The sequence below is a fragment of the Pseudomonas sp. BW16M2 genome, assembly GCF_014268865.1.
Lineage (GTDB): Bacteria > Pseudomonadota > Gammaproteobacteria > Pseudomonadales > Pseudomonadaceae > Aquipseudomonas > Aquipseudomonas peradeniyensis.
The window spans coordinates 116,107-129,063 of sequence record NZ_JABWRI010000002.1 but is presented as its reverse complement, the minus strand read 5'-3'; the positions used below and the strand labels follow the sequence as shown (position 1 = coordinate 129,063).

Genomic DNA, 12,957 nt, shown 5'->3' with positions numbered 1-12,957 from the left:
CGGTTTCGACTGCGCCGCCCCATCTTGCACCCATCAGAAACTCCCCTTGAGCGTCACCATGAAGTTGCGCGGCTCACCATAGTAGTTACCCCAGCCGGTAGCCCCCACGGTCGAGTAATAGCGCTTGTCCAACAGGTTGTTGCCGTTCAACGCCAGGCTCCAGTGCTCGTCGAGACGGTACTGCACACGGCCGCTCCACAAGGTGTAGCCCGCTTGCTCGATGCTCAGGTTGCCCTGGCGGCGGAAGTTGTCGCTCTGGCTGGAAACCCCGGCACCGACCGTCCAGCGTTCGAGCGCGCCGTCCAGTTGGTAGTCGCCCCAGACCTTGAGCATGTGCCGCGGAATGAAGCTGGAGCTGAAGGTCAGCTCGGTCGGGTCGGTCTGGTTGATGGTGTTAAGGTACTTGGTCTGGGTGTAGGTGTAGCCCGCCAGCAACTGCAGGCGTTCGACGGGCGAGCCGCTGACCTCGGCCTCGAAGCCCTGGGCGCGTACCTTGCCGCTGTCGGTGTAGCAGTACTGGTCGCCCGAGCCCAGGCAGGTGTCGGCGAAGTCGGTTTCGGCGCGGTGCTCCTCGACCGTGCGGAACAGGTTGAAGGCGGTGTTCAGCGCGCCGCCGAACAGCTCACCCTTGATGCCCAGCTCGTAGTTGGCGCCGGTCTTGGGTTGCAGGGCCTGGCCCTGGGCATTCACCAGGTTGCTCTGCGGCTGGAAGATGTCGGCGTAACTGGCGTAGGCGGTCCACTCGTCATTGAGGTCGTAGAGCACGGCGGCGAAGGGGGTGACCTGGCCGTTTTCCTGGCTGCGGTTGTGGACCCAGTAGTCCCAGGCCTGGGTGTAGGAGTCGCTCTTGTTGCGGTACCAGCTCACCCGTGTACCGAGCACCAGGGTCAGTGGCTCGGCCAGCTTCAGGCGCAGCGTGGCATAGGTGCCGTACTGGGTGGTGGTGGAGTCGGTGGGTACGCTACCACCGCGGCTGGGGGCGGTCAGGAACGCCTCCTTGGACGGGTGGGGGAAGGCCGGCGACGGATCGAACGGGTTCTGGGTACCGCTCAGGCCCATCAGCGCGAAGTAGTCGTGGGTCTGCTGGCGGCTGGCGTTGGCGCCGACGATCAGCTCATGCTCGAGGCCGAACGCCTCGAACTTGCCGTCGAGGTAGCTATCGAAGCCGTAGTCGTCCTGGTCGTAGTCGAACCGCCCGGCATAGCGGCGGATCCCGGCGCTGCCGGCGCCCACCGGCACCGCGCCCTCGGCGTAGCCGTACTCGATGTTCTGGTTGTTGTGGGTGTAGACCGAGGCGAAGTTCAGCGTCCAGTCGTCGTTGAAGCGATGCTTGAGGTCGGCAAAGCCGGTGGTGCGCTGGCTCTGCAGGTCGTTCCAGCTGGCCCCCAGGCAGGTGGAGCGCGACAGCTTCAGGTCGCTGCCGTCGGCGTAGCGGGGCAGGCCGTGGTAGCAGGGCGAGGCGTCGACGTCTTCATAGGCAAGGCCCACGCCCAGGGTGGTGTCGGGCGTCACGTCCCAGTCGAGGGCGCCGTACAGCACCTGGTCCTGGCGCTTGGCGTTGTCGTAGAAGTACTGGCGGTCCTGCAGGGTCGCCACAGCGCGGCCGCGCACGCTGCCCGATTCGTTGAGCGGGCCGCCCACATCCACCTGGCCACGGTAGTTGTCCCAGGTGCCGGCGGACAGGGTCAGCGTGGTATGGGCCTTGTCCTGGCCGCGCTTGCGCACGAAGTTCACGCCGCCGGCGGAGGAGCCGGAGCCTTTCATCATGCCAGCGGCGCCCTTGAGGATCTCGACCCGGTCATAGAAGGCCATGTCGCTGGAGAAGCTGTTGGCCTGCACATAGTTGCCGCCCACATCCAGCGGCACGCCGTCGTACTGGTACTGGCCGTCGAGGTTGAAACCACGGGAGTAGAAGTACTTGCCACCCATGGGCGAGTCGTAGACGGTGATGCCGGGGGTCTTGTCCAGCACCTGCTCCAGGGTGTTGAGGTTCTGGTCGTCGAGCATCTTGCGGGTCATCACAGTGACCGACTGCGGCGTTTCCTTGAGGCTATGCACGCCTTTACCGATGGTCACCGCGCGCGCCGCGTAGGACTGGGTACCCTCGCTGGTGGCATCGAGGCGGTTGGCGTCGATGGTCAACGGCCCCAGTTCCATTGCCGCGCCGTTGTCGGCCGGGACCAGCACATAGCCGCCGTTGCCCTGGCGCTGGGCTTGCAGCCCGCTGCTGGCGAGCAGGCGCAGCAGGCCTTCCTCGACGCTGTAGCTGCCGTCGAGTCCGGCGGTGTTGAGGTGGCGGGTCTGCTCGGTGTCGAACGAGATCGTTACCCCCGCCTGCACGCCGAACTGGGTGATCGCATTGCCCAGGGGGCCGGCGGCGATATGGTAGGTGTTCTGGCTGCTCGCCATGGCATGGGCCGGCGCGAGCAACGCGCAGGGCACGGTGGCGAGGGACAGGCCAAAGGCGAGCCGGCGGATGGCCAGGCGCAGGCGGACGGTGGGGTGGGGAGCGGGCATTGGGTGATCCTTGCGTGTCATGGCGGAAAGTCGCTGTCGTCGCGGCTTGTGTCATGGACGGACGAGAATCGAAATCAGCAAGATTGCGGAAAACTTTTTTCGTTCAGGACTTAGGCAGGTTCCACGCTGACCCAGTAGCGGCTCAGGTAGCGCAGCTTCACCGGCAGGGATTTGGGCAGGTTCGCCAGGGCGATGTCGGTGTCGTCGATGCGGAACGAGCCGGAAATGCTCATGCCGCGAATGGCCGGGGCGCAGCGCAGCACCCCGCTTCGGTAGCGGCCCAGCTCGTCGATGAAGTCGCCCAGGCGCCAGTCGTTGACGCTGAGCATGCCCTGGACCCAGGCCGTCGAGTCGGCGGGCAGGGGCTGGGCGCGGGCGAAGGTGTCGCGGTCGAAGCCGGCCTGTTGTCCGGCGTCCAGGCGCAGCACCTGGTCGAGGTGGTGCCGGGGGCGTATCTCGACGGCCGACTGCAACACCCCGACCCGTGTCTGCTCCGCCAGCTGACGCACACTGAACCGCGTACCCAGCGCCCGCACACTGCCGTTGTCGGTGTGCACGATGAACGGGCGCCGGGCGGGGTCGCTGGCGGTGCTGACCAGGATCTCGCCGCAGTACAGCTGGATCGCCCGTACCTGCGCATCGAAACGCACATCCAGCGCGGTGTCGACGTTCAGCTCCAGCTGCGAGCCATCCTCCAGGCGCAGCGAGCGCCGCTCGCCGGTGCCGGTGCGCTGCTGGGCGAGCAGGGCGCGGTAGGGCACCTGCTCGCTGGCCAGCCAGGTGCCGCCGCCGATGGCCAGCAGCATGCCCAATACTTTCAGCACGTCGCGACGCTGCGCCTGGGCCGCGCCCAGGCCCGACAGCGCGGCCTGGCGCGGCACCATCGCCCATTGCCGCTGGAGCTTCTCCACCCGCGCCCAGGCTTCGGCATGCGCCGGGCTTGCGGCCAGCCACGTCTGCCAGGCCTGGGTCCGTGCAGTGTCGGCATCACCGTCATTGAGCTGCACGTACCAGGTCGCGGCCGCTTCGAGTGTCTTCATATCCATTGACCAGCCCTCAGCTCTCGACCACCAGCAGGCAGCGGGTCATGGCCCGGATCAGGTGGTTTTTCACCGTGGTGATCGAGACGTCGAAGCGTTCGGCGACCGCCGCATAGGTCAGCCCTTCCAGTTGCACCGCGAGGAAGATGTCGCGGGTCCTGGGGCCGAGCTCGTCGAGCATTGCATCGACCGATACCAGCATCTCGATGATCGACAGGCGAATCTCCGGCGACACCTCGACCGGTTCGGGTCGCAGGGCCAGGGCCTGCAGGTAGGCCTGCTCGATGGCGCGGCGGCGAACCTTGTCGATCAGCAGCGCGCGGGCGATGGCACTGAGGTAGCTGCGCGGCTCGCGGATAGGGGCCTGGTTACGGGCGGTCATGACCCGCAGGAAGGTGTCGTGGGCCAGGTCGGACGCATCGGCGGCATTGCCCAGGCGCGCGCGCAACCAGCTTTTCAACCAGCCGTTGTTTTCGCTGTACAGCTGGTGCAGCGCCGAGCGGTCGAGCGTCGACATAGAGCGGGATCCATGATGTAAATGGTAATTGCTCGCATTGTCTCGGTGCGGCGGGGGGATTGCAAGGTCCACGGCTGCTGGCGTGGCTTGTGCGTACTAGATGACTGCCAACGAATTCTGACGCACACTGCCGAAAAATCCGATGCCCATTGCCCCGCCCGAGCGGGGCACCCCTGGAGCACGCAATGGCGAGACAACTTCCAACAACAAACGCCAACGACCCGCTGCAGCAATCCCGCCTGGTCCGCCTGAAGCTGGCCAATGAAGGCGAGCTGCCCACCGGCATGCTGCGTGACGAGATCGACGCCTCCTGGCGCCGCAGCCTCGGCCATGGACTGGACTGCCTGCAGGGCGAGCAGGTGGGCCTGGGCATCCGCCATGGCCTGGACCTGCGCGCGCTGCTGGAGCACAACCGGCTGCTGATCGACGCGGTCACCCCCGAACTGGATTACCTGGTCAAGCGCCAGGGCAAGAGCGGCATCGTCATCCTCGGCGACGCCCAGGCCAACGTGCTGGCCATCGAGGGCCAGAAGCAGACACTCGAGCGCGAGGGCCTGCGCGACCTGCACCCGGGCAGTTGCTGGAGCGAGGCCCTGCGTGGCACCAACGCCATCGGCACGGCGGTGGTCGAGGGTCAGCCGACCCTGATCAACTGCGGCGAGCACTATCTCGACCGGCTCAGCCCGTTCTCCTGCACTTCGGTGCCCCTGCGCGATCCGCGTGGCGAGGTGATCGGTGTGCTCGACGTGACCCGCGAAGGCGTCATGGCCCAGCCCCAGGACAGCCTTTCCACGCTGCTGCTGGCCGCCGGCAATATCGAAAGCCGGTTGTTCGGGCTGTATCACCCCGAGCACCTGGTGCTGGCCTTCCACAGTCGGCCGCAGTACCTGGCCAGCGCCTGGCAGGGCCTATTGGCGCTGAGCTTGGAGGGCGAGGTGCTGGCGGCCAACGACAACGCCTGCCAGTTGCTGCAGATGCCGCGCCAGACACTGCTTGGGCGGCGCAGCAGCGACCTGCTGGGCGAGCGTTCGCCGGCATTCATTGCCCGCCTGTGGCAGGGCGGTGTCAGCAGCGTGCAGACCGCCAAGGGCGAATTCTTTTTCCGTGCCTTGCAGCTGCCACGGCATGGCCGTATCAGTGATCCGACGCGCGCCGCCAGGCCGGCCGAACCGGCCAAGGCCCAGGCCCTGGAGGCCCTGGCCGGTGGTGACTCACGCCTGGCACGGGCCCTGCGCATGGCCCGCCAGGGCCTGGCCAATGGCTTGCCGGTGCTGCTGTTGGGCGAAACCGGTACCGGCAAGGAAGTTGCCGCCCGTGCCCTGCACCAGGCTGGCCCGCGGGCCGACAAGCCGTTCGTGGCGGTCAACTGCGCGGCGATTCCCGAGGGCCTGATCGAGTCCGAGCTGTTCGGTTACCGCGAGGGTGCCTTCACCGGTTCGCGTCGCGGCGGCATGGTCGGACGGCTGATGCAGGCCCATGGCGGCACGCTGTTCCTCGACGAGATCGGCGACATGCCACTGGCCTTGCAGGCGCGCCTGTTGCGTGTCCTGCAGGAGCGCCGGGTGGCGCCGCTGGGGGCCGGTGACGAGCAGGACATCGATGTGGCGCTGATCTGCGCCACCCACCGTGACCTCAAGCGCCTGGTCGCCGACCAGCAGTTCCGCGAAGACCTCTACTACCGGGTCAACGGCGTATCCCTGCGCCTGCCGGCACTGCGCGAGCGCGGCGACCTGGCGACGCTCATCCAGGGCCTGCTGGACAAGTCCGGGGCCAGGGGCGTGAGCCTCGATGCGCCCTTGGTGGCACTGCTGGAGAACTTCGACTGGCCGGGCAACATCCGCCAGCTGGAGATGGTGGTGCGCACCGCCCTGGCGATGCGCGAGGAGGGCGAGCAGGTGCTGACCCTCGACCACCTCACCGACTGCCTGCTCGATGAACTGGCCAGCGGCGCCGCGCCGTCCGGCAGCCTGCGCGACAACGAACTGGAGCTGATCCGCGCCGCCCTGGCCCGCCATCAGGGCAATGTCTCGGCAGCGGCCGAGGCCCTGGGCATCAGTCGCGCGACGCTGTACCGCAAGCTCAAGCAGTTGCGTGGTTGAGCCATGGGCGGACTGTTTTCCCGGCTGATCGAATCCAGCGACCCGGCGCTGATGCGTCAGGCGCTGGCCTGGCTGTATGGCTTCGTGCGTCCACACCGTGGCGCCATCGGCGTGCTGCTGGCGCTGTCCCTGGGCGCCTCGCTGCTGGCCCTGGTGCAACCCTGGCTGGTCAAGACGCTGATCGACGAGGGGCTGCTGGCCAAGGACTACCAGACCCTCTGGCACATGGCGGCGATCATGATCGTCGCCGGCCTGCTCGGCACCGTGCTGGCCGGGGTTAACCGCTACCTGCACACGCGGCTGTCCGGGCGCATCCTGTTCGCCCTGCGCGACGACCTGTACCGCCACCTGCAACGGCTGTCGCCGACCTTCTACGGGCGGCGGCGCACCGGTGACATCCTGTCGCGGCTGGACGGCGATGTCGCCGAGATCCAGCGCTTTGCCGTGGACTCGCTGTTCTCGGCGGTGTCGGCGCTGATCGGCCTGGTCGGTGCCGTGGCCCTGATGCTGATGCTGTCCTGGCAGCTGTCGTTGCTGCTGGCGCTGCTGATTCCGATCGAGGTGCTGTGGCTGCGCTGGATGCGGCGCAAGGTCGAGCGCGAGGTGCGCAGCCTGCGCGAGCGCTCGGCGGACGTGTCGTCGTTCCTGGTCGAGACGCTGCCGGCGATGAAGTTCATCCAGGCCGCCGGCCAGCAGCAGCGCGAGGCCGAACGCCTCGACCGGCTGGGCCAGGGCTACATGGGGCAGTTGCTCAAGGTGCAGGTCACTGAGTTCTTCACCCAGGCGGTGCCCGGCACGCTGACCTCCTGGTGCCGGGCGTGCGCGTTCCTGGTCGGCGGCTGGTGGGTGATCCAGGGGACCTGGCAGCTGGGTGCGCTGATTGCGTTTTCCACCTACATGGGCATGGCCGTCGGCCCGGTGCAGAGCCTGCTGGGCCTGTACGTGGCGGTGCAGCGGATGGCCGTGAGCCTGGGGCGGGTGATGGAGCTCAAGCAGGAGGCGGTCGCGGTGCGCGAGGCGGATGATCCCAAGCCCATGCCGCAGGGGCCTGGCGAGCTGCGACTGGACGCGGTGTGCTTCGCCCACGACGGGCGCCAGGGCAGGGTGCTGGACAAGGTCGATGCCTGCCTGCCGGCCGGGGCCAAGGTCGCCATCAGTGGCGCCTCCGGTGTCGGCAAGTCGACGCTGATCGACCTGTTGCAGCGCTTCTACGACCCCGATGGCGGACGCATCCTGCTCGATGGCGTCGACCTGCGCGAGCTCGACCTGCAGGCCCTGCGGCGACGCATCGCCGTGGTCAGTCAGGACATCGTGCTGTTTCGCGGCACCCTGGCGCAGAACCTGGCCTACAGCACGCCCCAGGCCAGCCGTGACGACCTCGAGCGGGTGGTGCGCCTGACCCGCCTGGAGAGCTTGGTGCAGAGCCTGCCGCTGGGGCTCGATGGTTTGCTGGGTGAACGCGGCCAGCAGCTGTCCGGTGGGCAGAAGCAACGCATCGCCATCGCCCGGGCGCTGCTGCAGCAACCGGCGATCCTGGTGCTGGACGAAGCCACCTCGGCGGTGGATGAAGCCACCGAGCGCGAGGTGATCGCCGCCATCGACCAGCTGTTCGCCGGGCGCACGCGGATTCTCATCAGCCACCGCGCTTCGACCCTCGCCGACGCCGACCTGCACCTTGAGCTGCACGGCGGGCAGTTGCGCAGCAAGGAGCCCGCCGACCATGGCCGCTGAACCCTGGATTGGCGTAATCGACAGCGGCTGCTCACCGCAGCAGGCGGCCGGCCTGCTGGATGCGCGTCGCTTCTGGCTCGAAGAGGGCATGTTGCGCGAGGGCGACCCGCTGCCGGACGCCTTGGGCCACGGCAGCGCCGTGCTGGCGAGACTGCGCTCCGAGTCCGGCGACCAGCCTGTGCTGCTGGCCCAGGTATTCGCTGGGCAGGGCAGCACCAGCGCCTTGCAGGTGGCGGCTGGTCTGTTGTGGCTGGTGGAAGCCGGCGCGAGCGTGGTCAACCTGAGCCTGGGCCTGCGCCAGGACCGCCCGGTGCTGCGCCAGGCCTGTGCCGAGGCCGTGGCCGCCGGGGTGCTGCTGTGCGCCTCCAGCCCGGCGCGGGGCGAGCCGGTGTACCCGGCCAGTTACCCTGGGGTCATCCGCGTGACCGGCGATGCCCGCTGCGCTACCGGGCAGTGGTCGTGGCTGGACACGGCCCAGGCCGACTTCGGCGCGGCGGTCGGCAGCGATGGCGGGGCAGGCGCCAGCCTGGCCTGCGCCGCATTCAGCGGCCGGGTGGCGGCCCTGCTGCGCGATGAGCCCGGCATGAGCCGGGAGGCGCTGTTGCGGTGGCTGAGAACCCACGCTGCGTTCGCCGGCCCTGAGCGCAAGGGGCCGATCAATGCCTGAAGCAAGCATCCTGGTACTCGGCGCCGGGCCTGCCGGCGCGGCCACGGCGCTGGGGCTGCGCCGGATGGGCTACCCCGTCACGGTGGTGTCCGACTGGCGCCGTTTCGCCGCGGTGGAAGGCGTGTCGCAGCGGGTGCTGGAGGGCCTGCGTCATGCGGGCCTGGGCGCCGCCCTGGCCGAGGCCACCACGCCGGCCACGCGCCAGGTGCACTGGAACGGCGAGCGGCTGCAACCGAACCAGGAATGCCTGCTCGATCGCCAGCGTTTCGACCAGGCCCTGCGCGACGACCTGCGCCGCGCCGGTGTCGAGGTGATCGAAGGGCGTGTACGCGAAGTGGCGCGGGAACAGGGGTACCGGATACACCTGGACGACGGCCGCACCTTGCACGGTAACTTCCTGGTCGAGGCCCGTGGTCGCCAGGCCCCGTTGAGCGAAGGTCGCCTGCGCGGGCCGGAGACCGTCAGCCTGCTCAACCTCTGGCAGGCAGCGCCCGGCACGCCGGCCTCGGCGGTGGAGAGCCTGGACGACGGCTGGGCCTGGATGGCGCGACTGGCCGATGGCCGCTGCTACTGGCAGGTGACGCTGGACGCAACGGCGGCGCAGCTGCCGGGCAAGGCGGCCTTGCCCGAATACTGTGCCGAGCGTCGGCGTGGTTCGGCGCTGGTGGCGCAGCTGTTCGATGAGCGGGCCTTCGCTCCCGCGCAGGTGCATGCGCGCAGCAGCACGGCGATTCTCGCCGGCAACTGCGCCGGCCCGGACTGGCTGCGGGTCGGCGACGCCGCGATGGCGGTCGACCCGCTGTCGGGTAATGGCATCTTCCAGTCCTTGTCCTCGGCGCTGCAGGCGCCCGTGGTGATCAATACCCTGTTGCAACGACCCGGACAGGCGGACTTGGCACAGCGCTTCCATCAGACGCGGGTCGAGCAGCTGTTCCTGCGTTTCGCCCGGATCGGCCGGGACTTTTACGCGCAGGAGACGCAGCGCGGTGAACAGCCGTTCTGGGCCCGCCGCCGCAATTGGCCGGATGCCCGGCCGCTGCATGCGGCGGCGGACTGGCAGGCGGTGCGGGTGGAGCGACGCCCGGTGCTGTGTGATGGCTGGGTGGCAGAGGCCGAGGTAGTGGTGACGGTGGATCAGCCGCTGGGGGTGTGGCACCTGCAGGGTGTCGAACTGGCGCCGGTGGTGCGTGGGGTGCAGGCTGGCATCGGCCTGGAGCGCCTGGTGACACAGGCGCACCAGCCGATGGTTGCGCGGTGGTTGCGCGAGCAGGGTTTTTGCTGAAGTTTCATCGCGGGGCAAGCCCGCTCCCACCGGTGCGACTTGACTCGGCACCGGTGGGAGCGGGCTTGCCCCGCGATAGGGTCTTTGACCTAGAAGAACGTCCCGACCACCAGTTGCAGGTAGGTCCCGCTCTCCCGCCCACCCAACTGCACGCCGCCATCCTGCGCACTGCGCTGTGGGGTATAGAACCCCACCAGCGGGCTGATCAGCCAGTGCTCGTTGACCATCCACTCCACATACAGGTCCACCTCGCGCCCACCCAGGTTGCCCTGGTCGGTCTCGAGCGTGTCGAAGTCAAAGTACAGCGCCCCCACGGTCAGGCCCTCCCGCGGCGTGGCCTTGAGCGCCACATGGTGCACCTGGGTGTTGCTGTTGAAGGGCCCGGCGTAGTTGGCCGCCACCTCGCCCTGGAACCAGGTGCCGTAGCCTCGGCTCAGGCCATAGAACAGCGGGTCGAAATGCTCCGAGAAGCGGCTGAAGCGGTAGGTGGCGGTGGGCGACCAGGGCATTTCGGAGAAGGTCCAGTTGCCCTCCAGATACCAGGCGTTCTCGCGCCCGCCAGTGCGGTCCTGGGTGACGTATTCGGCGGCCAGCTCGAGGTCCTTCACCCCCAGGTTGCCGCGCCCGCGCAGGCTCACCGTGTCCATGCCGTCGCGGTGTTCCAGGCCGAGGATCTCGGCGTAGCGGCGGTCGACATCCAGGCCGTGGATCCAGCTCAGGCCCACGGTGCCTGCGTCGGCGACATGTTCGAGGTTGGCCACCGCCATGGCGGTGTCGGCCTGGAACGGGTTGTCTGATTTGAGCCACATCAGGTCGCCACGCCAGCCTTGCTTGCCGCCCAGGCGCAGCACGGCGGTGCGGTCGAAGGCCTTGCGCGCCGCCAGGTAGTAGGCGCCGCCACGGTCGAAATCGGCGCCCAGGTCGACATTGCCGGCATTGACCGGGTCGCCCTGGATCAGGAAGCCGTCGCCGAGGGTGATGACCTGGCGACCGCCGGAGAGGTCGATGCCATCTTCGCCGAGGGCCGGGAACAGGTTGCCCGAGCGCCAGCCGAGGTAGGCGTCCTCGACGCCGGTGCGACGCTCGTTGCCGAGGGTGAAACCGGCGGCGTCGCCATCGCCCCAGGTGGCGGAGCTGAGCAGGCTGAAGGCACCGTACAGCGTGCCGCTGTCGGCCAGGGCCTGGCTGGCGCTCAGGCCGTACTTGACGTAGCCCTCGCGCCAGTTGCTGCTGCCGGGCTGGCGGTTGCCGAACTGGTCGAAGCTCTCGTCGCTGTGGAAGACGCCGAACAGGGCCTCGAGGTTGGCGTCCAGGGTGGTGCCGGCGTTGTTGTAGAGTTCATGGGCCTGGGTGAGGGGAGAGGCCAGCAGCAGGGCCAATGTGCAGGCGAGTTTGTGCGTCATGGTGTGCTCCATGTTTTTATTGTGGTCTTGGTGTTTCTATCGCGGGGCAAGCCCGCTCCCACGCCTTGAAGGCCATCTGTTGTGGGAACGGGCTTTCAGGCTAGAGCTTGATCAACACCGACTTCAGCTCGGTGTAGTGCTCGATCGCCGCCGCGCCCATCTCGCGGCCGACGCCGGAGAGCTTGTAGCCGCCGAACGGCAGCGCCGGGTCCAGCGCGCTGTGGCAGTTCACCCACACCGACCCGGACTTGATCCGCGGGATCATCCGGTGCACAGCGGCGAGGTCGTTGGACCAGATGCTCGCGCCCAGCCCGTAGGGGTTGTCGTTGGCCATGCGCACCACCTCGTCGAGGTCGTCGAACGGCATGGCCACCAGCACCGGGCCGAAGATTTCCTCCTGCACCAGGCGGTGGCGCTGGTCCACGTCGATGATCACCGTCGGCTTGACGAAGTAGCCCGGGCCGAAGCCTTCGCCGCCGCAGGCGATGGTCGCGCCCAGCTCACGGCCCAGGTCGATGTAGCCGGTGACCCGGTCCTGCTGCTTGGCCGAGATCAGCGGCCCCATCTGCACGGTCGGGTCCAGGCCGTTGCCCAGTTTCATGGCGTTGGCGATGTCGGCGATATCGGCCACCACGTTGTCGAAGTGCTTGCGGTGCACGTACAGCCGGGAACCGGCGCAGCACACCTGGCCTTGGTTGAAGAAGATCGCCGTGGCGGCGCCGGCGGCGGCTTCCTGCAGGTTGGCGTCGGGCAGGACAATGGTCGGTGACTTGCCGCCCAGCTCCAGGGTGACGCGGGTCATGTTGTCCATGGCGGCCTTGCCGATCAGCTTGCCGACCTCGGTGGAGCCGGTGAAGGTCAGCTTGTCCACGCCCGGGTGGCGGCTCAGGGCGGCGCCGGCGTTCAGCCCGGTGCCGGTGATCACGTTGAACACGCCGTCCGGGTAACCGGCCTCGCTCACCAGCTCGGCGAGCTTCAGCGCGGTCAGCGGGGTTTCGTCGGCAGGCTTGAGGACCACGGTGCAGCCAGTGGCCAGGGCCGGGCCGAGCTTCCAACAGGCCAGCAGCAGTGGGAAGTTCCAGGCGACGATGGCGCCGACCACGCCGACCGCTTCGCGGCGGATGAAACCGTGGAACTGATCGTCGGGCATCAGCGGCAGCGAGGGCTCGACCGTGCTGCCTTCAAGCTTGGTGGCCCAGCCGGCCATGTAGCGCAAAAAATCGATGGCCAGCTGCACGTCCATCACCTGGGCCACGGCGGCGCTCTTGCCGTTGTTCAGGCATTCCAGCTCGGCCAGCTCCCGGGCATCGCGCTGTATCAGGTCGGCCAGGCGCCACAGCAGGTTCTGCCGTTCACGCGGGCGCATCCTGCTCCAGGCCGAATTGTCGAAGGCCTGGCGCGCGGCCTGCACGGCACGGTCCACGTCCTGGGCCTCGGCCGCGGGCACCTCGCCGAGGATCTCGCCGGTGGCCGGGTTGCGCAAGCTCATGGTGCGGCCGCTGGCGGCGTCCTGCCAGTCGGCGCCGATGCGCATCCTGAGCTTGCGTGCGAGGAAGTCGCGTGTGGCGGGGAGGATCGGCAGTTCGGAATGCATGGGGCGGTGCCTCTTGTCATGGTTGTGACCAGGGCTGGGGCAATGGGCGTGCCAAAGGACTCTGATGCCGGGCAAGGCCCGGCTAGCGGTGGCTTTTGCCGGATTGG

General features: G+C 68.3%; 9 protein-coding genes. 4 read left to right on the top strand and 5 right to left on the bottom strand.

Going from position 1 to position 12,957, the window contains the following annotated elements; all coding sequences use genetic code 11:
• Window positions 1-33: 33 nt before the first annotated feature.
• The 3 genes from HU735_RS03515 to HU735_RS03505 all read right to left on the bottom strand — a co-directional run bounded on the left by HU735_RS03515 (window position 34) and on the right by HU735_RS03505 (window position 4,074).
• Window positions 34-2,517 carry a TonB-dependent receptor gene (locus tag HU735_RS03515; RefSeq protein WP_186712426.1) on the bottom strand — a complete coding sequence of 828 codons (2,484 nt, stop codon included), beginning with the start codon at window positions 2,515-2,517 and terminating at the stop codon, window positions 34-36.
• A gap of 110 nt (window positions 2,518-2,627) precedes the next feature.
• The gene (locus HU735_RS03510; RefSeq protein ID WP_186712425.1) at window positions 2,628-3,563 is read right to left on the bottom strand and encodes a FecR domain-containing protein; all 936 of its coding nucleotides are present in this window, start codon (window positions 3,561-3,563) and stop codon (window positions 2,628-2,630) included.
• 10 nt (window positions 3,564-3,573) lie between these two features.
• Entirely contained in the window at window positions 3,574-4,074 is a 501-nt protein-coding gene (locus HU735_RS03505; RefSeq protein ID WP_110737734.1) for a sigma-70 family RNA polymerase sigma factor, read from the bottom strand.
• Between the two features lie 185 nt (window positions 4,075-4,259).
• Between HU735_RS03505 and HU735_RS03500 the strand changes: the two genes are divergently transcribed.
• Genes HU735_RS03500 through HU735_RS03485 form a run of 4 tightly spaced genes read left to right on the top strand, consistent with a single transcriptional unit; the run spans window position 4,260 to window position 9,853 of the window.
• Window positions 4,260-6,173: a sigma-54-dependent Fis family transcriptional regulator gene (locus HU735_RS03500; protein ID WP_186712424.1), complete on the top strand. Its 1,914-nt coding sequence runs from the start codon at window positions 4,260-4,262 to the stop codon at window positions 6,171-6,173.
• A gap of 3 nt (window positions 6,174-6,176) precedes the next feature.
• Window positions 6,177-7,904 (top strand): ABC transporter ATP-binding protein, encoded by a 1,728-nt coding sequence (locus HU735_RS03495; protein ID WP_186712423.1) that lies wholly within the window; start codon window positions 6,177-6,179, stop codon window positions 7,902-7,904.
• Entirely contained in the window at window positions 7,894-8,571 is a 678-nt protein-coding gene (locus HU735_RS03490; RefSeq protein ID WP_186712422.1) for a S8 family serine peptidase, read from the top strand. The genes HU735_RS03495 and HU735_RS03490 overlap by 11 nt, the downstream gene beginning before the upstream one ends.
• Window positions 8,564-9,853, top strand: a complete 1,290-nt coding sequence (locus tag HU735_RS03485; protein WP_186712421.1) for an FAD-dependent monooxygenase — start codon at window positions 8,564-8,566, stop codon at window positions 9,851-9,853. The genes HU735_RS03490 and HU735_RS03485 overlap by 8 nt, the downstream gene beginning before the upstream one ends.
• Window positions 9,854-9,942: 89 nt before the next feature.
• On the opposite strand, the gene HU735_RS03480 is transcribed toward HU735_RS03485, so the two are convergent.
• On the bottom strand, window positions 9,943-11,256 hold the full coding sequence (locus HU735_RS03480; RefSeq protein ID WP_186712420.1) for a hypothetical protein: 1,314 nt from the start codon (window positions 11,254-11,256) through the stop codon (window positions 9,943-9,945).
• Between the two features lie 100 nt (window positions 11,257-11,356).
• Window positions 11,357-12,850 (bottom strand): aldehyde dehydrogenase family protein, encoded by a 1,494-nt coding sequence (locus tag HU735_RS03475; RefSeq protein WP_186712419.1) that lies wholly within the window; start codon window positions 12,848-12,850, stop codon window positions 11,357-11,359.
• Window positions 12,851-12,957: the final 107 nt, after the last annotated feature.